The organism is Erwinia sp. V90_4, assembly GCF_029967685.1.
GTDB classification, from domain to species: Bacteria; Pseudomonadota; Gammaproteobacteria; order Enterobacterales; family Enterobacteriaceae; genus Erwinia; species Erwinia aphidicola.
Genome location: NZ_JASCAQ010000051.1, coordinates 20926 through 44201, shown reverse-complemented (window position 1 = coordinate 44201; position 23276 = coordinate 20926). Strand labels below are relative to the sequence as shown.

Annotated in this window: 21 protein-coding genes; 11 read left to right on the top strand and 10 right to left on the bottom strand. The window is 57.5% G+C overall.

Annotated features, from left to right (window positions below; translation table 11 throughout):
- Complete coding sequence (locus QLG07_RS13140; RefSeq protein WP_282469401.1) at positions 1-1305, top strand: NtaA/DmoA family FMN-dependent monooxygenase; 1305 nt, start codon at positions 1-3, stop codon at positions 1303-1305.
- 55 nt (positions 1306-1360) lie between these two features.
- Here QLG07_RS13140 and QLG07_RS13135 read toward each other — a convergent pair whose 3' ends face one another.
- A complete protein-coding gene (locus QLG07_RS13135; RefSeq protein ID WP_048915289.1) occupies positions 1361-2545 on the bottom strand; it encodes a NupC/NupG family nucleoside CNT transporter in 1185 nt (394 codons plus the stop codon).
- 439 nt (positions 2546-2984) lie between these two features.
- Here QLG07_RS13135 and QLG07_RS13130 point away from each other — a divergent pair, with 439 nt between their 5' ends.
- Positions 2985-4226 (top strand): Nramp family divalent metal transporter, encoded by a 1242-nt coding sequence (locus QLG07_RS13130; protein ID WP_048915290.1) that lies wholly within the window; start codon positions 2985-2987, stop codon positions 4224-4226.
- 115 nt (positions 4227-4341) lie between these two features.
- Here QLG07_RS13130 and QLG07_RS13125 read toward each other — a convergent pair whose 3' ends face one another.
- Entirely contained in the window at positions 4342-4695 is a 354-nt protein-coding gene (locus QLG07_RS13125) for a DUF2502 domain-containing protein (RefSeq protein WP_099754678.1), read from the bottom strand.
- Positions 4696-4881: 186 nt separating this feature from the next.
- Positions 4882-5871, bottom strand: coding sequence for an L-glyceraldehyde 3-phosphate reductase (gene mgrA / locus QLG07_RS13120; protein WP_282469400.1), 990 nt, complete (start codon positions 5869-5871; stop codon positions 4882-4884).
- A gap of 207 nt (positions 5872-6078) precedes the next feature.
- Between mgrA and QLG07_RS13115 the strand changes: the two genes are divergently transcribed.
- Both QLG07_RS13115 and glk read left to right on the top strand, forming a co-directional pair.
- Positions 6079-7728 carry a thiamine pyrophosphate-binding protein gene (locus QLG07_RS13115; protein WP_282469406.1) on the top strand — a complete coding sequence of 550 codons (1650 nt, stop codon included), beginning with the start codon at positions 6079-6081 and terminating at the stop codon, positions 7726-7728.
- Positions 7729-7886: 158 nt separating this feature from the next.
- Positions 7887-8852, top strand: coding sequence for a glucokinase (gene glk, locus QLG07_RS13110; RefSeq protein WP_048915294.1), 966 nt, complete (start codon positions 7887-7889; stop codon positions 8850-8852).
- Between the two features lie 19 nt (positions 8853-8871).
- Here glk and QLG07_RS13105 read toward each other — a convergent pair whose 3' ends face one another.
- From QLG07_RS13105 to QLG07_RS13095, 3 genes are all read right to left on the bottom strand, one after another.
- A complete protein-coding gene (locus QLG07_RS13105) occupies positions 8872-9600 on the bottom strand; it encodes a LytTR family DNA-binding domain-containing protein (RefSeq protein ID WP_282469399.1) in 729 nt (242 codons plus the stop codon).
- 14 nt (positions 9601-9614) lie between these two features.
- The gene (locus QLG07_RS13100) at positions 9615-11300 is read right to left on the bottom strand and encodes a sensor histidine kinase (protein ID WP_282469405.1); all 1686 of its coding nucleotides are present in this window, start codon (positions 11298-11300) and stop codon (positions 9615-9617) included.
- A gap of 167 nt (positions 11301-11467) precedes the next feature.
- Positions 11468-12709, bottom strand: coding sequence for a DUF1479 domain-containing protein (locus tag QLG07_RS13095; RefSeq protein WP_048915296.1), 1242 nt, complete (start codon positions 12707-12709; stop codon positions 11468-11470).
- 123 nt (positions 12710-12832) lie between these two features.
- On the opposite strand from QLG07_RS13095, the gene QLG07_RS13090 reads away from it, so the two are divergent.
- Complete coding sequence (locus tag QLG07_RS13090) at positions 12833-13360, top strand: GNAT family N-acetyltransferase (RefSeq protein WP_099754674.1); 528 nt, start codon at positions 12833-12835, stop codon at positions 13358-13360.
- 118 nt (positions 13361-13478) lie between these two features.
- Entirely contained in the window at positions 13479-14681 is a 1203-nt protein-coding gene (gene alaC, locus QLG07_RS13085; protein WP_048915297.1) for an alanine transaminase, read from the top strand.
- Between the two features lie 213 nt (positions 14682-14894).
- On the opposite strand, the gene QLG07_RS13080 is transcribed toward alaC, so the two are convergent.
- Complete coding sequence (locus QLG07_RS13080) at positions 14895-15923, bottom strand: HlyD family secretion protein (protein WP_099754672.1); 1029 nt, start codon at positions 15921-15923, stop codon at positions 14895-14897.
- On the bottom strand, positions 15923-17530 hold the full coding sequence (locus QLG07_RS13075) for an MFS transporter (protein WP_282469398.1): 1608 nt from the start codon (positions 17528-17530) through the stop codon (positions 15923-15925). Before QLG07_RS13075 ends, QLG07_RS13080 begins: the two co-directional genes overlap by 1 nt.
- Positions 17531-17700: 170 nt before the next feature.
- On the opposite strand from QLG07_RS13075, the gene QLG07_RS13070 reads away from it, so the two are divergent.
- From QLG07_RS13070 to QLG07_RS13055, 4 genes are all read left to right on the top strand, one after another.
- Positions 17701-18483 (top strand): IclR family transcriptional regulator, encoded by a 783-nt coding sequence (locus tag QLG07_RS13070; protein WP_282469397.1) that lies wholly within the window; start codon positions 17701-17703, stop codon positions 18481-18483.
- A gap of 12 nt (positions 18484-18495) precedes the next feature.
- On the top strand, positions 18496-18945 hold the full coding sequence (locus QLG07_RS13065; RefSeq protein WP_133623139.1) for a universal stress protein: 450 nt from the start codon (positions 18496-18498) through the stop codon (positions 18943-18945).
- Positions 18946-19003: 58 nt separating this feature from the next.
- Positions 19004-19813 (top strand): hypothetical protein, encoded by an 810-nt coding sequence (locus QLG07_RS13060; RefSeq protein ID WP_282469396.1) that lies wholly within the window; start codon positions 19004-19006, stop codon positions 19811-19813.
- Positions 19814-20068: 255 nt separating this feature from the next.
- Positions 20069-20350, top strand: coding sequence for a hypothetical protein (locus tag QLG07_RS13055; RefSeq protein ID WP_048915303.1), 282 nt, complete (start codon positions 20069-20071; stop codon positions 20348-20350).
- A 116-nt stretch (positions 20351-20466) separates the two neighbouring features.
- Here QLG07_RS13055 and QLG07_RS13050 read toward each other — a convergent pair whose 3' ends face one another.
- A complete protein-coding gene (locus tag QLG07_RS13050; protein ID WP_180276845.1) occupies positions 20467-20613 on the bottom strand; it encodes a hypothetical protein in 147 nt (48 codons plus the stop codon).
- A 274-nt stretch (positions 20614-20887) separates the two neighbouring features.
- Here QLG07_RS13050 and QLG07_RS13045 point away from each other — a divergent pair, with 274 nt between their 5' ends.
- Positions 20888-21778 carry an SMP-30/gluconolactonase/LRE family protein gene (locus QLG07_RS13045; protein WP_062818121.1) on the top strand — a complete coding sequence of 297 codons (891 nt, stop codon included), beginning with the start codon at positions 20888-20890 and terminating at the stop codon, positions 21776-21778.
- A gap of 43 nt (positions 21779-21821) precedes the next feature.
- Here QLG07_RS13045 and QLG07_RS13040 read toward each other — a convergent pair whose 3' ends face one another.
- A complete protein-coding gene (locus QLG07_RS13040; RefSeq protein ID WP_282469395.1) occupies positions 21822-23048 on the bottom strand; it encodes an MFS transporter in 1227 nt (408 codons plus the stop codon).
- Between the last annotated feature and the right edge of the window lie 228 nt (positions 23049-23276).

Below are 23276 nucleotides of genomic sequence, written 5' to 3'. Positions count from 1 at the left end.
ATGCACCTGGCACTCTACCTGAGCGACACCGGGCTGCATGCGGGCGGCTGGCGCCATCCTGACGCCGAAAACCCGGACCCGATGCAGCTGGAAACCTGGCTGAAGCTGGTGCAGAAGGCCGAGGCGGCAAAATTCGACTTCGCCTTTATTGCCGATAAGCTGTCGATCGATGATATCTACGGTGCGGATATCGCCACTACCGTGCAGTACCGTCCCGGCTATGCGCGCCCGGAACCGATGGCGCTGCTGACCGCGCTCAGCCTGTTCACCCGCCGCATCGGGCTGGGGGGCACGCTGTCGACCACCTATGGCGAACCGTTTCACGCGGCGCGCACGCTGGCGACTCTGGATCACTTCAGCCACGGGCGCGCCGCCTGGAATGCGGTGACGTCGACTAACGACGGCGAAGCGCACAACTTCAGCCGTCAGCAGCTGCCCCCGCACGGCGAACGTTATCAGCGCGCGGCCGAGTTTATCGACGCGGTGCAGCTGCTGATGGCGAGCTGGCAACCCGGCGCGCGCGTGGCTGATAAAGCCAGCGGCGTGTATGTCGATGCCAGCAAGGTCAGCTACAGCCATTTCCACGGCGAACATTTTCAAATCAAAGGTCCGCTGACGGTCAGCCAGCCGCCGCAGGGCAGGCCGGTGCAGATCCTTGCGGGCGTCTCGGCGGATTTCCAGCAGGTGGCGACCCGTCTGGCGGAGGTGATCTTCACCGTGCAGCCCGAGCTGGCGCGCGCGCAGCTGTTCTATCAGCAGTTCAAACAGCAGATGGCCCTGCACGGTCGCCCGCCCGCCGCCTGCAAAGTGCTGCCGGGAATTATGCCAGTGGTGGCCGCCACGCAGCGGGCGGCTGAAGAGAAACGCCGTGAGCTGGACGAACTGGTTAACCCGCTGGCGGGCCTGAGCTTTATGTCGGCCAGCATGAATTACGATCTGTCACAGCATGACCCTGATGAGCTGTTCCCGGATATCTTTGCGCAGATCAGCGGCAGCAAAGGGTGCTTTGAATATGTGATCAGGCAGGCGCGGCAGGAAGGGAAGACGCTGGCGCAGGTGGCGAAAACCTACGCCGCCAGTGCCTCATTCCCGCTGCTGGTGGGCACACCACACTCGATAGCAGACGAGATGATTCGCTGGGTAGAGGAGAGGGCCTGCGATGGATTTGTGCTGATGCCGGCCGATATGCCTGCGTCACTGAATGATTTTGCCGATTACGTGGTGCCGGAGTTACAGCGGCGCGGGGCCTTTAGAAAGGAGTATCAGGGGGAAACGCTGCGCGAGCACCTGGCGGTACCGTTGTGAATCGAAGGGGATTTGGCACAGGGCTGACCTTTTTTTCGGTCAGCCCGCAAACCTATTACAGCACCAGACCCGTAATCGAGGCCGACAGCACGCTGACCAGCGTTGAGCCGTACAGCAGCTTCAGGCCAAAGCGGGAAACCACGTTGCCCTGCTCTTCATGCAGGCCTTTGATGGCACCCGCCACGATACCGATCGAGGAGAAGTTAGCAAACGATACCAGGAACACCGACAGGATGCCTTCACCACGCGGCGACAGCGTACCGGCGATTTTTTGCAGATCCATCATTGCCACAAACTCGTTTGATACCAGTTTGGTCGCCATGATGCTGCCGACCTGCAGCGCTTCATGAGCCGGCACGCCCATCACCCACGCGAACGGGAAGAAGACATAGCCGAGAATGCCCTGGAAGCTGATACCGAAAATAAAGTCGAACAGCGCGTTAATCCCGGAGATCAGGGCGATAAAGCCAATCAGCATCGCTGCCACGATCACTGCCACTTTGAAACCGGCGAGGATATATTCGCCCAGCATCTCGAAGAAGCTCTGTCCCTGATGGGTATTCCCCAGCTTGAGGTCTTCTTCGCTATCAACGCGGTACGGGTTGATCAATGACAGCACGATAAAGGTGCTGAACATGTTGAGTACCAGCGCGGCGACCACATACTTTGGCTGCAGCATGGTCATGTAGGCGCCGACAATCGACATTGAAACGGTCGACATCGCGGTCGCTGCCATGGTGTACATGCGGCGTTCGGACATTTTTCCAAGGATATCTTTATACGCAATAAAGTTTTCTGACTGTCCCAAAATCAGAGAACTGACGGCGTTGAAAGACTCCAGTTTGCCCATGCCGTTGATTTTTGACAGCACGGTACCGATGGCACGGATGACGATGGGCAAAATGCGGAAGTGCTGCAGGATGCCGATCAGCGCAGAGATAAAGACGATAGGGCACAGCACATTAAGCCAGAAGAAGGCCAGACCTTTATCGCTCATATTACCAAAGACGAAGTTGGTCCCTTCCGCCGCATACTTCAGTAATTTTTCGAACAGATTTGAGAACCCCTGGACGAAGCCGAGACCCACTTCCGAGTTCAGGAAGAACCAGGCGAGGGCGACTTCAATCACCAATAGCTGTATGACAAAGCGGACACGGATGTTTTTACGGTCACGGCTGACTAACAAGGCCAGCAGAGTCACCACCACCAGTGCCAAAGCAAAGTGAAGAATGCGGGACATATTTGCTCCAAATTTGAGGGCTGTTATATTTCGTTGCACATTCTATGTAACAGGAACCGGAAAAACGAGATCTATGCCTCAATATAACAATTCCCTATTGCAGCAGATTACAGAAAAGCTTGAGGCGTCACAGGTTTTCACTCTTTTTTAACAGCTTACGCGTAAAGTTGCGCTTACCGACCTCTTTATTAAAACAATCCTGGCTGAATTGCGATGAAAAAATCACCGCACAAGTGGTAAGTGAATGCCAGATACCCTACAGTGAAAAAGGTTGCTCATTTTTTGGCGTTGCCGTACTTTATCTAAAAGTATAGCCATTGCTATAACTCATAGCGCTGGCTATCACAGCGATAAAGATAACCATTTTAAATGCACTTGATAATCATTATCACTTAAAGGCATGATAATTGTCAGGTGTTTAGCAGCAGGGGTAACAGCTATGTCGGAAAGCCGCACTGCGGAGCAGAACGTCCGCAGTAGTCGTAAAATCAAATTTGCCTTGATGGGGCCAGCCTTTATTGCGGCGATTGGCTATATCGACCCCGGCAACTTCGCCACCAATATCCAGGCAGGTGCCTCTTACGGTTACACCCTGCTGTGGGTCGTTGTCTGGGCCAACATCATGGCGATGGTGATCCAGCTGATGTCTGCCAAGCTGGGTATCGCAACCGGCAAAAATCTGGCCGAGCATATCCGCGATCGTTTTCCGCGCCCGGCGGTGTGGTTTTACTGGGTGCAGGCGGAAATTATCGCTATGGCAACCGACCTCGCCGAGTTTATCGGCGCGGCGATAGGCTTCAAGCTGGTGTTTGGCGTCAGCCTGTTGCAGGGGGCGATGCTCACCGGTGTGGCAACGTTTCTGATCCTGATGCTGCAAAGCCGTGGTTCAAAGCCGCTGGAGTTGGTGATCGGTGGCCTGCTGCTGTTTGTCGCGGCGGCCTATGTGATTGAGCTGTTTTTCTCGCAGCCGAAGGTTGTCGACCTGCTGCAGGGTATGGCGGTGCCATCACTGCCAACCGCAGATGCCGTGCTGCTGGCGGCGGGGGTGCTTGGCGCGACCATTATGCCGCACGTCATCTACCTGCACTCCTCGCTGACGCAGAACAGCAGCGATGGCGGTACGCGGGAGCAGCGCTACTCTTCAACCAAGCTGGATGTGGCGATTGCCATGACTATCGCCGGCTTTGTGAATCTGGCGATGATGGCCACGGCGGCTGCCGCATTCCACTTTAGCGGCCACAGCGGGATTGCCGATCTCGACCAGGCGTATCTGACGCTGGACCCGCTGTTAGGTAAAGCCGCCGCGCTGGTGTTTGGCCTTAGCCTGCTGGCAGCAGGATTGTCCTCTACCGTGGTCGGCACCATGGCCGGGCAGGTGGTGATGCAGGGCTTTATCCACTTCCATATTCCGCTGCTGGTGCGCCGCGTGATCACCATGCTGCCCTCCTTTATTGTGATTATGGCAGGCTGGGAACCCACGCGGATACTGGTGATGAGCCAGGTACTGCTCAGCTTCGGTATTGCGCTGGCGCTGGTGCCTCTGCTGGCCTTTACCGGCAACCGTGAGCTGATGGGGGATATGGTGAACTCGCGCCTGATGCAGAACGTTGGCCGCCTGATTGTCGCGGTTGTGGTGGTGCTGAATGGGTATCTGCTGGTATCGATGGGAATGAATTTGTGAACCCGGGCGGGGCATGCCGCCGCCCCTACGCTTAACGTTATGCATGCGGCCTATGCCGCAGCATTCAAATGGATGTTTTTCGTAGGGGTCAGGCATGCCTGACCCGCCAGGATGGTTACCAACGGTCGTGGCCGTGATGGCGACCGTGGTCGTGACGCCATTCACGATGGCGCTCGTGGTCGCGCCAGCGGCGCTCCCTTTCCCTTTCATGATGTCGGCGCTCTGCTTCATGGCGTCGCCACTGCTCGTGTCGCCACCAGCGCCCTTCATTGTAGCGATAATTATTACGCCACCAGTGGTTGTCGCGCCAGCGGCCGCCGTCCCAGTAGCGTCCGCGATCGTCGCGGTCGCCCAAATGCAGCGTCACCCCCGGGGCTAAAGTAATACGTGCGCTGTCGGCATAAGCTGTGTGTACCGCCAACGGGGACAAACTTGCCAATAAAGTGGCAACAAGCAATAAGCGTTTCATATTATCTCCTTTATCAGCGGTCTGCCTTCTCCGCTGTAGCAGCACAATATAACGAGATTGCTGGCTTAACGCCTGGTGAATTCTGATAAACGCGCAAAAACGGCGAATTGGGATTTTTCTGCAGGGGGGAAAGGGGCAATTCTCGTTGGGGCCGACCCTCTCTTCCGGTCGGCCCGCATGGCGGGATTAAGCCAGAATTGACTCTATACGGGCTAACTCATCTGCGCTGAAATCACGCTTGTTGAGCATCTGCACCGCATCATCAATCTGCGCAGTTTTACTGGCGCCAATCAGCACCGAGGTGACGTGGCCGCCGCGTAAAACCCACGCCAGCGCCATTTGCGACAGCTTTTGCCCGCGCTGCTGCGCCAGCGCATTCAGGCGCTGAACCTTCTCCATTTTCTCCGGCGTCAGCTGATCGCTGCTGAGGAAGCGGCTGCCGCTGGCGGCACGGGAATCTTCCGGGATGCCGTTGAGATAGCGGTCGGTCAGCACACCACCGGCCAGCGGGGAGAAGGCAATGCTGCCCACCCCCTTCTGCGCCAGCACATCCAGCAAGCCAGCTTCCGGTGCGCGCTCAAACATCGAATATTTCGGCTGGTGGATCAGGCACGGCGTGCCGAGATCCTGCAAGATAGCAATCGCCTGCGCGGCCAGCTCTGCCGGGTAGTTGGAAAGCGCCACGTACAGCGCTTTGCCCTGGCGCACCAGATGGTCAAGCGCTGCCATGGTCTCTTCCAGCGGCGTTTCCGGATCCGGGCGGTGATGGTAGAAGATATCCACATACTCCAGCCCCATGCGTTGCAGGCTCTGATCCAGGCTGGAAATCAGGTATTTGCGCGAACCCCAGTCGCCATAAGGTCCTGGCCACATGGTGTAACCCGCCTTGCTGGAGATCACCAGCTCATCGCGATACGGGCGAAAATCTTCGCGCAGAATCCGGCCAAAATTCTCCTCGGCCGAGCCGGGAGGCGGACCGTAATTATTGGCCAGATCAAAATGGGTGATACCGTTATCAAAAGCATGGCGCAGCAGGTCACGACTGTTATCCACGCGCGTGCTGTCGCCAAAGTTGTGCCATAAACCCAGTGAAATTGCCGGGAGTTTCAGGCCGCTGCGCCCGCAGCGGTGGTAGGTCATTTTCTCATAACGCTGGGCATCTGCTTGATAAACCATGAGTAAATCCTGTTATTGAAACGGTAAGGACGCGGAATAGCATAGCAGTGTATACGGTTACACTAAGTGAAAGAGCGGGATGGATCGCAACTTAAAGATAAATCTTAACGGCGTAACGATCTGTTGCCACGCGGTCAAAGGAGTTTCCTATAACAGAGTGAAAATAATCGCTAATACTCAATTCATACCGCCATGAGGAGCCGAATGATGAGCAGTTATACCGTTGGGGATTATCTTCTTACGCGTTTAAATGAGATCGGTATCGATCATCTGTTCGGCGTGCCCGGGGACTACAACCTGCAGTTTCTTGACCACGTTATCGACCATCCGCGTCTTGCCTGGGTGGGCTGTGCCAACGAGCTTAATGCCGCCTATGCGGCGGATGGTTATGCCCGCTGCCGCGGGGCAGCGGCGTTATTGACCACTTTTGGCGTGGGTGAACTGAGCGCCATCAATGGCGTGGCGGGCAGCTATGCCGAGTATCTGCCGGTGGTGCATATCGTTGGCGCGCCCTCACAAACCTCACAGAATAAGGGTGAGCTGCTGCACCACACGCTGGGCGATGGCGACTTCCGCCACTTTATGCGTATGCATCAGGAAATTTCCGTCGCCAGCAGCGTGCTGACGGCAGAGAACGCGGCCGCAGAGATTGACCGGGTGCTGATTGCCGCGCTGACCGGGTATCGCCCGGTCTATCTGCTGCTAGCGACCAACGTGGCAGAAAGCCCGCTTTCACCGCCTTCAACCCCGCTATTGCTGCCCGTCACTAACAACAGCACGCAGCGGGCGGCCTTTGCCGATGCCGCAGAGCTGAAGCTGGCCCCGGCCGCCAGCGTGGCGCTGCTGGCTGACTTCCTCGCCGATCGTGCCGGGCAGCAGCAACCGCTGGTGCGCTGGCTGCGCGAGGTGCCGATGCCATTTGCCACGCTGCTGATGGGAAAAAGCCTGCTGCCGGAAACGCTGCATGGCTTTGCCGGCACCTATGCCGGGGCCTCCAGTGCGCCACACACTCGACAGGTGATCGAGCAGAGCGACGTGCTGGTTACCGTGGGGGTAATGTATACCGATACCATTACCGCTGGCTTTACTCAGCAGATCGACAGCGCAAAAACCATTGACGTCGGGCTATATCGCAGCCGCATCGGTGACCAGACGTTCGAGCTGCCCATGGCGACTGCGCTGGAAGTGCTGCACCAGCTGGCACGTAAGCATGGTGCAGGCTGGCAGCGCGCCATTGTTGCGCCGCCGCAGCTGGAAGGGGACTGCTCAGACAATCTGACGCAGAACAGCTTCTGGCCGCTGATTCAGGCGTTTCTGCGCCCCGGGGATATTATTCTGGCCGATCAGGGAACGGCGGCATTCGGTGCGGCCTCTCTGCGCCTGCCGCCGGATGCCCGCCTGCTGGTTCAGCCGCTGTGGGGATCGATCGGCTACACATTACCGGCGGCTTTTGGCGCGCAAACGGCAGAGCCTGCCCGCCGCGTGGTGCTGATAATCGGTGACGGTTCGGCCCAGCTGACGGCGCAGGAGATAGGATCGATGCTGCGCGATGGGCAAAAACCGGTGATTTTCCTGCTCAATAATGATGGCTACACCGTCGAGCGTGCCATCCACGGCGCAGAGCAGCGCTATAACGATATCGCTCACTGGGACTGGACGCGGCTGCCGCAGGCGCTGAACGTCGATTGTCAGGCCCAGAGCTGGCGCGTAACGCAAACGGTGCAGCTGCAGGAAGTGATGAAGCTGCTGGAGGGGAACTCGCGCCTGTCGCTGGTGGAAGTGGTGCTGCCGCAGCAGGACATTCCGCCGCTGCTGGCCGCCGTCACCCAGGCGCTGCATCAGCGTAACAGCAGCTAAACTGCCATTTAGTGCGCAATTCAGACTGTTGCCCGTGGGCAAAAAGCACTAACCCCGTTAAGGTAACGCTCGCGTAGGTTTTACTTCCGCTGATCGTTGTCGTTTTAACGGGGGGAATTTATAGTGTGTCTAATTGACGTAAGTGGAGCAAAACAATAATGACTAAGTATGCTTTGGTAGGTGATGTCGGCGGCACCAATGCGCGCCTGGCACTGTGTGAAGTTGAGACCGGTGCTATTTCACAAGCCAAAACGTTCCCCACGACAGATTATGCCAGTCTGGAAGCGGTGATCCGCGCTTATCTGGATGAACAGCAGCAGGACATTAAGCATGGCTGTATTGCCATCGCCTGCCCAATCACGGAAGACTGGGTCGAAATGACCAACCATGACTGGGCATTTTCCACCAGTAAAATGAAAGCCAGCCTGGCCTTCGAGTCGCTGGAGATCATCAACGATTTTACCGCCGTGTCGATGGCGATCCCGATGCTGTCGCCTGACGACGTGCTGCAGTTCGGCGGCGAACCGGCAGTGCAGGATAAGCCGGTTGCCGTGTATGGCGCGGGCACCGGGCTCGGCGTGGCGCATCTGGTCCACGTGGATAAGCGCTGGGTGAGCCTGCCGGGCGAGGGCGGCCACGTTGATTTCGCGGCTAACAGCGACGAAGAAGATATGATCCTTGAGGTGCTGCGCGCTGAACTCGGCCACGTTTCCGCCGAGCGTATTCTCTCCGGCGGCGGGCTGGTAAACCTGTATCGGGCGATTGTTAAATCAGATGACCGGGAGCCAGAAAACCTCAAGCCGCGCGATGTCAGCGAGCGGGCGCTCAACGGCAGCTGCACCGACTGCCGCCGCGCGCTGTCGATGTTCTGCGTCTGCATGGGCCGTTTTGGCGGTAACCTGGCGCTGAACCTCGGCACTTTTGGCGGCGTGTATATCGCCGGTGGCATCGTGCCGCGTTTCCTGGAGTTCTTTAAAGCTTCCGGGTTCCGTGCGGCGTTTGAAGATAAAGGACGCTTCCGCGACTACACCTCGCGCATTCCGGTCTTCATGATCACTCACGATCAGCCGGGCCTGCTGGGCGCGGGCGCGCACCTGCGTCAGACCCTGGGCCGCGTGCTGTAATCTCCACGCTGTTGCGGCGCTACAGCCGCATCAGCTGGCGAAACTCCTTCACCTTGCTGCGGCTGACCGGAACCTGAAACTCCATATCGCGCAGCTTGAGAATATAGGTGTTGTTAAACCACGGCTCAATCTCGCGGATCTTACTCAGGTTCACGCAGTATGAGCGGTGGCAGCGAAAGAAATACGCCTCCGGCAGGCGACTGCAAAACTCGGTGATATTCATCGACATCACATACTCTTCCCGCCGAGTATAGACAAACGTCAGCTTTTCATGGGCTTCTGCGTAATAGATATCGTTGATATCGGTGACGATGATGCGTTCGTCCTTCACCAGATTAATGGTGTACGCAGCAGGGCGCGCCGCCGTGCTGCTGAGCTGTGCGCTGCTCTGCGCATGGTTTTCCAGCTTGCGCAGCAGAGTAACGATGCGCATCTCTGAATAGGGCTTGAGGATGTAGTCAAATGCTTCCAGCTCAAACGCATCCACCGCGTGCTCTTTATAGGCGGTAATAAACACGATCAGCGGCTTGCTGGCGAACTTACTGATGTTCTGCGCCAGCAGCATGCCGTCCAGCGACGGAATATTGATATCGAGAAATATCACGTCCACCTGGTGACTCTGCAGGTACTTCAGCACGTCGAGGCCGTCATCAAAGGTGGCTTCAATGCTAATGCTGCTGTGCTGGCGGATCAGCCAGCTCAGCTCCTGCTGGGCAAGAAATTCATCTTCAACGATTATTGCTTTCACATCGGTTTCCCATCTCAGGCAGTCAATGAAACACTCTGGTTTTCCGGCAACAGGGCGCCGTTCTTACTGATGTAGAAGGCGATTTCGGTACCCGGATTAAAACGGTGGATATGCAGCCCCTCGCCGTACAGCAGTTTCACCCGATGATGCACGTTCAGCAGGCCGATCTTGTTGCCCGGCATTTCGTTGCGCTTCACGCGCGCCATTACCTCTTCGCTAATGCCGTTGCCGGTGTCGCGCACCGCAATACGCACCCGATGGCCCTGATCCTTAATGCTCAGCGTCACCACGCCTTTACCCCGGCAGGGATGGATGCCGTGGACAATGGCGTTTTCCACCAGCGGCTGGATCAGCAGGCTGGGCAGCGGGCAGTTGACCTCTTCATCGATATCGTAAATCACCGTCAGCTTGTCACCGAAGCGCGCCTGCTCAATGGCGATATAATCTTTCACCTGATACAGCTCTTTTTTGATGTCGATGGTTTCATCGTCATTCAGTTCGAGGTTATAGCGCAGATAGCGGGAAAGATTGGTAATCAGCTGGCGCGCAGTATCGGGATTAATACGAATAGAGGAGGAGATGGCATTCAGCGCGTTGAACAGGAAGTGTGGGTTAATCTTGCTTTGCAGGGCGCGCAGCTCCGCCTTGTTAGCCATTTCGCGCAGCTGCTCGGCGCGTGATACTTCCAGCTGGGTGGAGATAATTTGCGACAGCCCGACTGCCATCTCTTTCAGCGACCAGGTAATGCGGTGCGCGTGGCGATAGTAAATCTTCAGCGTGCCGGTCACTTCGCCTTTTTCCCACAGGGGGATGACAATCATCGAGTGAATTTCCGGGGTGCGGTGCGCCTCATCATTATTTTTAATGATGATTTTACCCTCTGAGATCGCCGCCAGCGTGGTCGGGCTGATGCCGTCATCGCCGTCACGATAGTTGCCTTCGCCCACGCCAACGTAGGCGAGGATCTGGCGGGTATTGGTCATCGCCACCGCATCGGCGTTGATATCGCTGCGGATGATGTCACACACCTGGCGCAGCGACTGGCTGTTGACCTGGCGGAACAGCGGCAGGGTTTTATTGGCAATATCCAGCGCCAGCTTCGCCTGGCGGGCGGCAATTGCCTCTTTTTCCCCCTCTACGCTCTGCACCAGCAGCACGATCAGGCCGATGCTGACCGCGCCGAGGATCATTGGAATGGCAATCTCAGAGACGATATCGACGCCCAGTGAGGTCGGTGACGCCCACAGGACAATCAGCACCATGGTCAGCGTTTCACAAGCCATCCCGCCGATAATGCCGATGCTCCAGCGCTTCTCTTTCACCACTTTGAGATTGATCCAGCCGGAGACGATCCCGGCGGCAATGCTGGTGATCAGGCACGGCACCGAAGTCACGCCGTCAATGTCGATCAGGAAGCGGTGCAGCCCGGCAATCACCCCGGTAGCGATGCCGACCCACGGACCAAACAGGATGCCGCCGGACATAATGGCGATGGTGCGCACATTGACCAGCGACCCTTCAACATTGATGCCGGTCCAGGTGCTGAACAGCGCAAACAGCGAGAAAATAGCGGTCACCGCCAGCAGCTCCTGGCGCGAGTGCTCGTCCTTCTGCAACAGCTGCCGGAAATGGCGGGTACGGGTAATAAAGAACAGGCAGATAAGCATCAGCGCTGCGCGATCAAACACGGCGAGCAACATCTCAAACATCGAATGCACGGGCGCCTCGGCTGGCGGAAAACAGTGGCGCTATGATAGGGAAAGCGGGCGGGATGTGCCAGGGATCACCGCGTGGCAATCGGTTAATCCCGGCCTGGATCAATTTTCCCCGCATAAACGGGGGACCTGTTTTCGATCGCCCCGCAGGTTTACTCCAGCATCTGCTGCTTGCCCAATGGCGTCAGATCCTGCGCGGTGGCGCGCCCAACGAAATCGACTTCGAAATCGTCGGCGGCGAAATCCGGTGGCGAACGCCCCTCAACAAAGGCGGGCCACTGGCGCTGTAAATAGGCGACATTTTTCTCGCACCACGGCGCGGCGGCAATGTACATCACGTTGCTGTCGAACTCGCCCTGATGCTCATTTTCCACGGCGTGAACCACGTCGCAATGCCAGAACACCGTGTCGCCCGCTTCCATATCGGGAATAGAGGAAAAACCCTCAAGTAAAAGAGGATGGAACTTCTCACTAACCGATAAAGCGCGCCCCGGAGCGGCACCGCACAGGTCATCCTCCGCGACATCATCCTGCAGCGCGCGCAGTAAAATCCACGCCATGGCGTTGGCGATCGGCAGCAGCTGCAGGGTGCCGCCGTGCTTGCGCTGCGGCGTCAGTGCCGTCCAGCCCTGGAAAGTGCGAAACATCGAGCAGACGGCAGGGGAGGGAAATTCGCGTACTTCGCAGCGTTTCTCGGCATCAAACGGATTGTACTGCTGCCAGTTGCCGCTAAACACGTGTCGGTAAACGTGACGGAAGTTCTCATCCAGCCAGCGCTCCAGCGACCCGCCATCCACGTGCGGCGACAGGCCGAGTGAACCCGAGTTCGGTGGGCGGCGGCGCGTGCGGTCGGCGTAGCTGACGATGCGCGTTGGGTCGAAGTGCTGCTGGCCGTGGCTTTCGCTCTGCCACAGCGAGTTAAGGAATGCCTGCACCGCCTGCATGCGTGCATCCTGACGCGCCTCCACCTGGGGTCTGGACCAGTAAATGCCGTAGATTTGCGGCTTACCCTGCTTCAGGTCGCCAAAGTAATTGTCCTCGGCGGCATGTTTTAGCTTTTCCACAAACTGATTCTCGTCGAGGTAATCGCCAATCTGCTGGTTCCAGTCGCTGGCCTGCTGGCGCGTGAACACGCCTTTGATGACGCAGCAGCCGCGCTGGCGGATCAGATTTTTTTGCTGTTCCGTCACGCGCTGATTCAGGATATCGTTGGCCTCAAGCTGCGGTACCGGATGCTCACCGCGCTGCTGCTCATGGTTGAGCGTGGCAATCTGGCGGCGCATATCGGCATCCAGTTCGGCAAACACCTGGCGATAGTTGGGAAGCTGCTGGCGCAGCTGCGCTTTAATCTGGCGCACTGCGTCGGGAATATTGTCGATTTTGAGAGGGGCCATGGTCGTTCTCCAGTGACAAAATTGTTATCGTTTTGCTGTAGGGCAGGACGATTACACGGCCAAAAAGCGGCAGATAAAAGAGATGACTATTTTGTGTTTTTTCCCCTTTTAGTGAGCGAAACGATGCAACTCACCACGCAACGACTGGTACTGACCCGGCTGAAGCCGGAAGACTGGCAGCTTTTTTTACAGGTCCACACTGACGAAACCTGCATGGAGTTTATCAGTGCGGTACCGCAGCTGGCCGATATCCGCCAGCGTTTTCAGGACCGGCTGGCGCCCTGGCAGGTGACCAGCTTTCACATGCTGTGCCTGGTTATCCGCCGCAAAGAGGACAACCAGGCGATAGGCATGATGGGGGCGAACCCGGAATGGGCTCCCCATCGGCAGGTGGAAGTGGGCTATTCGCTGCTGAGCGACTATTTCGGCCAGGGCTACGGCAGCGAAGCGCTGGGGGCGCTGTGTGACTTCCTGCTGGCGCACTGTGAGTTCCACAAGCTGAAAGCGCAGGTGGTGGAGGGCAATATCGCCTCGCGCCGGGTGCTGGAAAAAAACGGCTTCGTGCTGGAGGGGACGCTGCGGGATAATTATCTGCTGCGCGGCCAGTGGGTGAATGACTGGCTATTTGGACGCATTAATCCGGCCAGATAAAAAATTTTATTCTGCCTCTCGACAGGTTACAGAATTGTACGTTATGGTCATTCCTCGACCACTACGGTGGTCAGCGTCGCTCGGATGGTCCGGGCGCTTACGTTAATCAGAGGTTACTATGGCTGACAATCATTCCGCTCGCCGTTTTTCCCGTATCGAACGTCTTCCCCCCTATGTATTCAATATCACTTCCGAACTGAAGATGGCCGCACGCCGTCGCGGGGAAGATATTATCGATTTCAGCATGGGCAACCCGGACGGCCCGACGCCGCCGCACATCGTGGAAAAACTCTGCACCGTGGCGCAGCGTGATGACACCCACGGCTACTCGACGTCGCGCGGCATTCCGCGCCTGCGTCGGGCGATTTCCCGCTGGTATGCCGACCGTTACCAGGTGGATATCGACCCGGAATCGGAAGCGATTGTCACCATTGGTTCCAAAGAGGGGCTGGCACACCTGATGCTGGCAACGCTCGATCACGGTGATACCGTGCTGGTGCCGAATCCGAGTTATCCCATCCATATTTACGGTGCCGTGATTGCCGGGGCGCAGGTACGTTCGGTGCCGCTGGTGGCGGGCGTGGACTTCTTCAACGAGCTGGAGCGTGCGATCCGCGAAAGCTATCCGAAGCCGAAGATGATGATCCTCGGCTTCCCGTCGAACCCCACCGCGCAGTGCGTCGAGCTGGACTTCTTTGAACGGGTCATCGCGCTGGCTAAGCAGTACAACGTGCTGGTGATCCACGACCTGGCCTACGCCGATATCGTTTACGATGGCTGGAAAGCGCCGTCGATTATGGAAGTGCCGGGCGCGCGCGACGTGGCAGTGGAGTTCTTCACGCTGTCGAAAAGCTACAACATGGCGGGCTGGCGTATCGGCTTTATGGTCGGTAATAAAGAGCTGGTGGCGGCGCTGGCGCGCATTAAGAGCTACCACGATTACGGCACCTTCACCCCGCTTCAGGTGGCCGCGATTGCCGCGCTGGAAGGGGATCAGCAGTGCGTGCGCGACATCGCTGAACAGTACAAACGCCGCCGTGATGTGCTGGTGAAAGGGCTGCACGAGGCGGGCTGGATGGTGGATAACCCGAAAGCCTCGATGTACGTCTGGGCGAAAATCCCCGATCGCTATGCGCACCTGGGTTCACTGGAGTTCGCTAAACTGCTGCTGCAGGAAGCGAAAGTCTGCGTCTCGCCGGGGATTGGCTTTGGCGATTACGGCGACACGCACGTGCGCTTTGCGCTGATAGAGAACAGCGACCGTATTCGCCAGGCAGTAAGAGGGATCAAGGCGATGTTTCGTGGAGAAGGCGTGAACTAACCAGGCTGGGGGTCAGGCGCACCTGACCCTTTTCTCTATCCGGCCAATCATTACAGCATCAGATAGAAAGTGCCAACCCAGATTAGCAGGATAAAAGAGATCCCCATAAAAGCATATTTCACTGAAAAAACCCTCTGAACACCCATGATCGAACGCTAATCTACCGCTATTTCCCGGCAAAATAAAGACGCTTGTTCTGAGACCTTTCTTACATTAATGGCTTTCCAGTTGCGGCACCACCGACATGCCAACGCGCAGCCTTGCCAGCTCAGGCTGGCCCGGTTCCAGCACGATTTTAACTGGAAGACGCTGAACCACTTTAGTGTAGTTTCCGGTCGCGTTGTCGGCGGTAATTGCGGCAAAGGTCGAGCCGGTCGCCGGTGCGATACTGTCGATATGGCCGCGCAGGGTAACTCCGGGCAGGGCATCCACCGTTATTGAAACGGCCTGGCCGTGGCTGACATGTGCCAGCTGGGTCTCAAGAAAATTGGCCACCACATAGCTCTGCTGCAAAGGCACCACCGCCAGCAGACGCGTTCCGGCCGACACCCACGCTCCCTGGCGCACCGCGCGCTGCCCAACGCTGCCGTCAATCGGTGCGGTGATGCGGGTATACGAAAGGTTAAGCTGCGCCTGATCCACGCTGGCGCGCATCGCGGCGATATCGGCCTGCGCCTGCTTCTTGCTGGCCTGCAACACGGCCACTTCCTTACGCGCGGCCAGCTCGGCCGCCTGGCTCTGCTTTACCTGCGCTGCGGCGCTTTGCATGGTGGAGCTGGATTTTTGCTGTTCATCCGCCGTTGCGGTGCCGCTTTTCAGCAGGCGGCGATAGCGCTCGGCATTCTGCCCGGCGTAGCTCAGGGTCGCCTGGCTGGCGCTGACCGCGGCGGCCGTCTGGGCGATGGTTGCCTGCTGCTGTTCAAGCTGGGCATCAATGCTGCTCAGCTTCGCTTCGCTGACCTGTAAATTGGCCTGGGCGGTTTCCAGCGCGACGCGATAGTCGCGATCGTCGATGGTTGCCAGCACGTCACCAGCTTTAACCTGCTGGTTATCCTCTACATTTACCGTGCGAATATAGCCAGAGACTTTCGGGGCTACCAGCGTATAGTCCGCCGTGACGACCGCGTCATCGGTGCGTAGCGAACGGTGGTTGATCGCCGACCAGACGAAAAAGGCGATAGCCAGCAGGATCAACAGCAGCAGGAGCAGCAGAGTGGTACGTTTGGCAGGTGTGAAGCGCATTATAATTTTCCCGGAGTAAGCGGAGCAGAAGTGAGTAAGGTTTGCGGTGGCCAGACGCGTTTCGGCAGCCAGGCGGTCAGCAGCACCAGCAGCAGAGCGAAGCCGATGATCAGCAGGTAGCAGTCGCTGATGCTGAGGATCACCGCCTGATGTTTTACCAGCGTGCTGAAATGGCCAAGGTTCTCGCCGGAGCTGATTGAACCGTCCGGCAGCAGCGGAGCCAGAGAACTGGCGCTGTCGCTGCCGGGGGCGGTCATCAGCCACGGACGGTTGCCGAGCTGATCGACCAGCACGTGCGAATGGAATTTTTCACGATGGGTGAGGAAGTTTTCCACCAGTACCCCGGCGGCGACGCTGGAAAAGCCGCGTACGGTATTAAACATCGCGGAAGCAAAGGGGCCTTCGGGCGGTAACACGACGCTGGTGGCGCTCATCAGTACCGGCAGGATCATCATCGGCTGACCGAACGCCTGCAGGCTCTGGATCAGCCAGAAGTTCTGCCGCGCCCAGTCGTCGGTCAGCTGCATTCCCAGCAGGCAGGAGAGCACCATCAGCGCCGCGCCGGCGGTCAGCATCCAGCGGCAGTCTACCCAGCGCAGATTAAGCAGGGCTGCTATCAGCGGCGCAATCAGCAGCTGCGGCAGGCCAATGGTCAGCGCCAGCGGAGCAAACTGCGCGGTGCGAAACCCGTCAATCTGCCCGAAGTAGGCAGAGGGCAGCGCAGATCCGGAGAGCGCCACCATCAGCACGCCCGCTAACACCAGCAGTCCGTGGGTCAGGTTTTTACGCTGCAGCATTTGCAGCTTGAACAGCGGCAGCGGGTGATACCATTCGTTAATCAGGAACACCAGCAGCAGGGCAGCCGCGGCCAGCAGCATGGCGCTAATCAGCGGTGACTGCAGCCAGTCAAGGCGCTCGCCCTGGGTCAGCGCCAGCACCAGCAGCGCCATGCCGCTACAGCCGGTCAGCATGCCGAAGGCATCAATCTGGCGAAAGCGCTCAAGGCGCAGCGGATCCTGCGGCAGTCCCCAGCCAATCAGCGTGGCGGCCACCAGGCAAGCCGGGATCACCTGCCAGAAAGTAAACTGCCAGCCGACGGAATCGGTCCAGAACGCCGCAAGCGAGGCGGCCATATTCGGACCAAAGGTGGCGGTCAGCGCATAGGCGGCCAGGCCATAGAGTTTGATGCCCGGCGGCAGAAAACGCAGCGCCACCGTCATCAGCAACGGTGGCAGCGCCCCGCCAAACAGCCCCTGGATTGTGCGCAGGGTAATAAAGGTGCTGGCATCGCGGGCTAAGGGCTGGATCAAGGCGATCAGCGCAAAACCAAAGGTTACTGCCAGCGCAAAGCGGCGCAGGGAGAAGGTCACGGCAAACCACGGCGCAATCATCATGGCCGCCACTTCTGCGGCCTGGTAGCTGGAGGTGATCCAGCTGCCGCTGTCAAAATCGATACCGATCGCTGCCCGAATGTCGGCCAGCGCCAGATCGGTGACGCGATCGTTAAGTCCTGAACTGAGCGCGGCGATCAGCACGCCAACCAGCCCCAGCGCCAGGCGCAGGGTAAATGGGTGCGGTGCGGGCATAGCGGCAGGCTGGGAGTTCATAGCAGGGGCTCCGACATCATTCATCGTTATTATTATCGATGCACTGTATTGCATCGTGATACATTTGCGGCAATGGTACAGGGTGATGCACTGTATTGCAATGCGATACAGCGTGTCCGCTAAGCCAATTAGTGCTACAGTAATTGCCGATTACAAGGAAAGAGAATCCTATGTCTGAACCCCTACACTGCCGCGATGATGAACGGATCGGCGGCATTCAGGTCATCACACGCGCCGCGAAAATATTAGATGCGCTGGGGGCCACACCAAACGGTATGAGTCTGGGCGAGATCGCCCAGGCCGTTAATTTGCCGCGATCGACCGTGCAGCGCATCGTCGGCGCACTCGACTCGGTGCAGCTGGTGCGCAGCCACGGCGTGGGCGGCGTGCGCCTTGGCCCCGCGCTGCTGCGGCTGATCGCCAACGTACATACCGACGTGGTGGCTATCGCTCAGCCCTGGCTGCAGGCGCTGTGCGATGCCACGGGCGAAACCGTCTCGCTGGCGCGCGCCAGCGGGCTGCAGCTGGCCATCGTGCACTACGTGGTGGCCGATCGCGAGCTGCGGGTAGTGCCGCGCATCGGCATGAATCTGCCGCTCTACAGCACCTCCGGCGGGCGCGCTCTGCTGGCGCTGGACAGTGATGAAGCGGCAAAAGAGCTGGTGGGCGAGGCCTACCAGGCCATTACCGAGCTGACGGTGCGTGACTTCCCCGCGCTGCTGGCGCACTTAACTGAAATTCGTCACACTGGCCTGGCCTACGATCGCGGCGAAACGCTGGAAGGGATCTCCACCATGGCCGTGGCGATCGATACCATTCTTGGCCGCTTTTCCATCAGCCTGTTGATCCCCAGCGCACGCTTTCAGCTGAATGAGGAGCGCAATCGCGCTGAAATCCTCAAGTGTAAAGACGCGCTGATCGATGAGATTGGAAAAGCGGCATTACGTGACTGACAGGAGAGGGATATGAAAACGCTTTTAGTCGCTGTAGATAATTCAGTTATTGCACGTAAAGTGGTGGCGCTGGCCACCGAACAGGCGCTGGCTTTACAGGCGGAAGTGGTGGTGGTGTGCTGTGTTGATGCCAGCTACTCTGCTTCCGGGGCGTTTGATATTGAAGCCGGGGAGGACCCGGGTGATTTCGGCCTGGCGCTCGATGAGCAAAATACCGCTGAAGCCGTAGTGCGCATGGCGCTGGCAGAACTGCAACGCGCGGGCGTTAAGGCGCGCGGCAAGGTGGTTCCCGGCGAGTCGGCACAAAGTATTGTCGCCCAGGCCAACGAGCTGAGCGCCGCGATGATCATCATGGGCCGCCGCCATCTCTCCTCGTTCAACCGCCTGCTGAAAGGATCGTGCAGCGCCGCCGTGATTGAACGCGCCAGCTGCCCGGTGCTGATTGACGTCCGCGCTGATTAACCCACCGACGAACCTTAGACAGGCCGGCAACCCGGCCTGATGATTTCAGGAACCTGTTTTGAACTCTCACGCTATTCTCGCCTCGCTGTTCTCCGCTCTGGTCTGGCTGCTGGTTATCGGCTGGCTGCTAAAACGCCAAAAATTGTCGAAACTAACCGGCGCGCTGCTGTTTGTACTGCCGCTGCTGTTGGGGAATCTCTACTACTACGGCTGGATAGCCCCGCGTCAGCAGCAGGAAGCGGCTCTGGCTGCCGCGCAGGACAGCCTGGCGGTGCAGCCCGTCTGGCGCACCATCAAAGAGCAGCAGCCCACGCTCTACCGTCAGGCAAACGATCGGCTGCTCAGCAGCCTTGAGGCGGGCGTACCCTTACAGCAGGCGATTGACCGCCTGCGCCCGCTGGCTGCCGATCTGCTAAATCAGCGCATCAACGCCGCGCGCGATGAAGATCTTATCCGCTATATGCAGATTTCCCTTGAGGAGATGAAAGCGATGCGTGAAAGAGGTGCCGCTGAATGTTTCCGCTTTCTGTTCCCGCAGGTGAAGGGGGGGATCAACATCAGCGATGTGCTGCCCAAGCCGCTGACCGACAGCGAACTGCTGGCGATGGATACGCTGTTTAAGCACAGCAATGGTGCTGACCAACCGGTTGATTTACAGCAGGGAAGAGTAAAATTGCAGTGGGTGGTGCGCACGCTGTACGCGAAGTGGGGCAGTGACTTACAAACCCTCAATACGCCTGCTGAAGCGGGCGTTGACGAAGCGAAGCTGTGCGATATGACCATTGATCTTTATCAGTCGGTTCTGGCACTTACTGATAAGGATTCGGCAAACGTCTTACGTATAATTATTAGCGGAACAGGTAACTGACCTGCAAAAAAAAGCCCGCTCGCCGCGGGCATAAAATATTGTAATTATTAATAAAAATCCTGGTGTTGTGCAGACATGTCGCGATGTCTGTAAAGCATATTCGCACCTAACAGCAGATAACGCTAAGCGTCTTCCTGAATCGATTCAATCGGTAGAACATTGCATAACGTAAGTAAAATTATGCAAATGCGCCGGAATCCGATAGTCACGGAGGGGGAGCTTGTTATTATGCGGCACCGGAAGAGGGGAATCAGAATGAAAACGAAACTGTTCGGCGCTCTGGCGCTGTTATTGCTGGCGGGCTGTACTTCCAGCAAACCAGGGGCTTTTGAGAAAGTCGATGAAGATCCGGCGGTGAATACCGTGCAATATCGCTTTAACCCGACAAGCGTGGATAAGACCGCCATGTTGGAAGATGTTGAGCGCTACTGTAATGAGCGCGGGTTCGATAAGGTAGAAGCGCTTGACCCGCAGGACAGCCACGTCCCGGGACTGAAGAAGGCCTGGTATCAGTGTAATTTCAGCGTTAAAAGCTAAAAGCAAAAAATAAGGGCGGGGAAATCCCCGCCCAATTTATTTCAACTTCTCTGTTTTTATTATCTTGCTGTGTGCAGGCTTTGCCCGCGAAGGTGAGAAAACCTCACCTGACTTCCTTACCAGCCACGGTGTCTGCCGTGGTCATGATGATACCCTCCGCCGCCGTGATATCCGCCGCCGCCGTGATAAGGTCGGCCAACGATACAACCACTCAGCATGACAATCAGTGCAGCTACGGTCGCTGCTTTAATTATGTTTTTCATTATGTCTCTCCTTCCCTTTTCTATAGCTACAACTCTACGTGGGGAAAGTGGAGGAATAATGCGTCGATTGTAGATTTATTTAATAAGGTATTTCAAAATAATTCCAATAGCAGAGTTATTTATTAAGCTGCTATTTATTAAATAAGATATAGCCTAAAAACAGGCCTTTCGATTGGGAATTGTCTCAAACATTAAATGAGGTAGGGAATTTTGCCTGCGATGCCGCGGATAAAATCACGTACACTTAAGGTAAATAACCGTGCAAGGAGCTGAGATGAATTATCAGGTGAGCAACGTATTACCGGTACAGGCGGAGCTGGGTGAGTGCCCACTGTGGTGCAGCGAGCAGCAGGTGCTGTGGTTTGTCGATATCCTCGCGCCAGCATTGCACCGCTTTGACCCGGCCACAGGCGAGCATCAGCGCTGGCCGGTGGCGGAAGATATTGGCTGCATCGGCCTGCGCGCAGAGGGCGGGCTGATAGCCGCACTGCGCAGCGGCGTCTGCTTCCTTAATGAGCAGGGGCAAATTACCCAGCGCATCGCGGATAATCCCGGTGATGCGCCGCGCAGCCGCTTTAACGACGGCCGCGTCGATCCCTTTGGGCGCTTCTGGTGCGGCACGCTGTGGGAACCGCAGGATCGCAACGGCGCGGCGCTTTACCGCGTCGATAATCAGCTGAACCTTAGCATGCAGGCCGACGATATTAAGATTTCCAACGGGCTGGCATTTTCTCCCGATCGCCGCTGGATGTACCACACCGACACGCCAAACGGCGTGATGTACCGCTACCCGCTTGACCCCCACAGCGGGGAGATCGGTAAGCGCCAGGTAGTGCGCCGCTTTATTCAGCAGCAGGGGGGGATCCCCGACGGCGCGGCGGTCGACAGCGAAGGCTATTACTGGTCGGCGATGTTCGACGGCGCCCGAGTCATTCGCCTTGATCCGCACAGCGGGGAAATTGTCGATGAGATCCCGCTGCCGGTACGCTGGCCGACCATGGTGGCATTTGGCGGGCCGGATCTGAAAACGCTGTATATCACCAGCTCGCGCGAAAATCGTAGCGCTGAGGAGCTGGCGCAATATCCGCAGTGCGGAGACCTGTTTGCGGTGCGCGTGGCGGTGGCGGGCCTGCCGGAGCCGAAGTTCCGCCATCAACAGGCATAAAAAAAGCCCGCTGTGTTCAGCAGCGGGCCACTCTTGCGTGCCGTCAGGCGTGCTGCAGCGTCTCTTTGCGCGCTGCCGGCTTGTGCGGCATGCGGATGGTGGCGGAGAGCAGCAGGGAGATAACCAGCAGCGCCATAATCAGGCTGAAGGTGATGGTAAAGCCGCCAAACAGTGAGGCGATCAGTGAACCCATCACGCTGCCGATACCAAAGCCGATGTAAATCACGCCGTAGTTTTTCGTCAGGTTGTTCAGGCCGAAGAAATCACTGACCAGCGACGGATAAACGGTAATGGTGCCGCCGAAGCTGAAGGCGACGCAGGCAATGGCAATAAAGAAGCTGCTTTCACTCATATGGCTGAACAGCAGAATGCTCATGCCGACCAGCGACACCACCTGCGCCAGGGTGATCACCCGAATACGCGCCACTTTATCCGACAGCACGCCAAGCACCAGGCGACCGCTGAGGTTGGCAATCGCAATGATGGTCACTGCATTCGCCGCCGTCTGCGCGCTCAGATGTACCATGCTCTCGCCGATATCCTTCGCCACGCCAATCACGTACAGGCCGCTCATGCAGGCGGTCAAAAACATCAGTGCCAGCATCCAGTACTGCGGCATGCGCATCGATTCGCCCAGCGAATAGTCACGCGCCTGGCTCGCCATTTTGTTACCCGCCGCCTGCTGTTTAGGGGCATCTTTCATCATCAGCGCGCCGAGGATCATCATGGTCATTGCCACGCCGCCCCAGATCATAAAGGTGGTTTCAAGGCTGTAGACGCTCAGCAGGTAGCTGCAGATAAACTTAAAGCCCAGGCTGCCGAGGCCGTAAGCGCCGATAGCACAGGCTGAGATCACCCCTTTACGCTCCGGGAACCACTTCACGCAGTTGGACAGCGTCATCAGATAGCCTGCCCCGTCCGCCAGACCGACCAGTACCCCGGCGCTGAGGTAAAGCATAAACAGATTATCCGCCTGCGAGGTCAGCATCAGGCCAATCGCCATCAGCAGGCCGGCACCAATAGTGACGTTGCGCACGCCAAAACGCTCCTGCAATTTCCCTGCTACCGAAGAAGCCAGCGCCAGGCCGAGGCTCAGCAAACCAAAGGAAAATGCCACCTGGCTGATGGGCGCGTCCAGTTTCATAGAGAGCTGGCCGTTGAACAGGCTCCAGGTGTAGACCGAACCCAGCGCAAACTGGGTGATGATAGTGCCTATCAGGGTTAAACAGCGGGTGCGATTAACGCTGCTGCTGACGGTTGCTGTGCTCATGGGGCTCTCCCGGTGGGAAAATTAACAATATGGAATTGCAGCCATAGTAAGACCGGCTTCTTTATGGCGGGAGAAAAGGGCATGAGCTGCCATTAGCAGGGAATGAAATGCACTGAGAGCGACATGAACGGCAGTCTCAGGGAACGAACGCAGAGTAACAGGCAGTGGAATATTTTGATATATATCAAGTTTTTCCCGCAAGTTAAAGTTTTATGACGGCACGGCCGA

Excerpts from the sequence above, each read along its gene's own strand:
- QLG07_RS13090 (WP_099754674.1), top strand. The coding sequence starts at position 12,833 with ATGCAACTCACCACGCAACGACTGGTACTGACCCGGCTGAAGCCGGAA.
- QLG07_RS13080 (WP_099754672.1), bottom strand. The coding sequence starts at position 15,923 with ATGCGCTTCACACCTGCCAAACGTACCACTCTGCTGCTCCTGCTGCTG.
- QLG07_RS13140 (WP_282469401.1), top strand. The coding sequence starts at position 1 with ATGCACCTGGCACTCTACCTGAGCGACACCGGGCTGCATGCGGGCGGC.
- QLG07_RS13095 (WP_048915296.1), bottom strand. The coding sequence starts at position 12,709 with ATGGCCCCTCTCAAAATCGACAATATTCCCGACGCAGTGCGCCAGATT.
- QLG07_RS13070 (WP_282469397.1), top strand. The coding sequence starts at position 17,701 with ATGTCTGAACCCCTACACTGCCGCGATGATGAACGGATCGGCGGCATT.
- mgrA (WP_282469400.1), bottom strand. The coding sequence starts at position 5,871 with ATGGTTTATCAAGCAGATGCCCAGCGTTATGAGAAAATGACCTACCAC.
- alaC (WP_048915297.1), top strand. The coding sequence starts at position 13,479 with ATGGCTGACAATCATTCCGCTCGCCGTTTTTCCCGTATCGAACGTCTT.
- QLG07_RS13040 (WP_282469395.1), bottom strand. The coding sequence starts at position 23,048 with ATGAGCACAGCAACCGTCAGCAGCAGCGTTAATCGCACCCGCTGTTTA.
- QLG07_RS13115 (WP_282469406.1), top strand. The coding sequence starts at position 6,079 with ATGAGCAGTTATACCGTTGGGGATTATCTTCTTACGCGTTTAAATGAG.
- QLG07_RS13075 (WP_282469398.1), bottom strand. The coding sequence starts at position 17,530 with ATGAACTCCCAGCCTGCCGCTATGCCCGCACCGCACCCATTTACCCTG.
- QLG07_RS13065 (WP_133623139.1), top strand. The coding sequence starts at position 18,496 with ATGAAAACGCTTTTAGTCGCTGTAGATAATTCAGTTATTGCACGTAAA.
- QLG07_RS13045 (WP_062818121.1), top strand. The coding sequence starts at position 20,888 with ATGAATTATCAGGTGAGCAACGTATTACCGGTACAGGCGGAGCTGGGT.
- QLG07_RS13135 (WP_048915289.1), bottom strand. The coding sequence starts at position 2,545 with ATGTCCCGCATTCTTCACTTTGCTTTGGCACTGGTGGTGGTGACTCTG.
- QLG07_RS13130 (WP_048915290.1), top strand. The coding sequence starts at position 2,985 with ATGTCGGAAAGCCGCACTGCGGAGCAGAACGTCCGCAGTAGTCGTAAA.
- glk (WP_048915294.1), top strand. The coding sequence starts at position 7,887 with ATGACTAAGTATGCTTTGGTAGGTGATGTCGGCGGCACCAATGCGCGC.
- QLG07_RS13125 (WP_099754678.1), bottom strand. The coding sequence starts at position 4,695 with ATGAAACGCTTATTGCTTGTTGCCACTTTATTGGCAAGTTTGTCCCCG.
- QLG07_RS13100 (WP_282469405.1), bottom strand. The coding sequence starts at position 11,300 with ATGTTGCTCGCCGTGTTTGATCGCGCAGCGCTGATGCTTATCTGCCTG.
- QLG07_RS13050 (WP_180276845.1), bottom strand. The coding sequence starts at position 20,613 with ATGAAAAACATAATTAAAGCAGCGACCGTAGCTGCACTGATTGTCATG.
- QLG07_RS13055 (WP_048915303.1), top strand. The coding sequence starts at position 20,069 with ATGAAAACGAAACTGTTCGGCGCTCTGGCGCTGTTATTGCTGGCGGGC.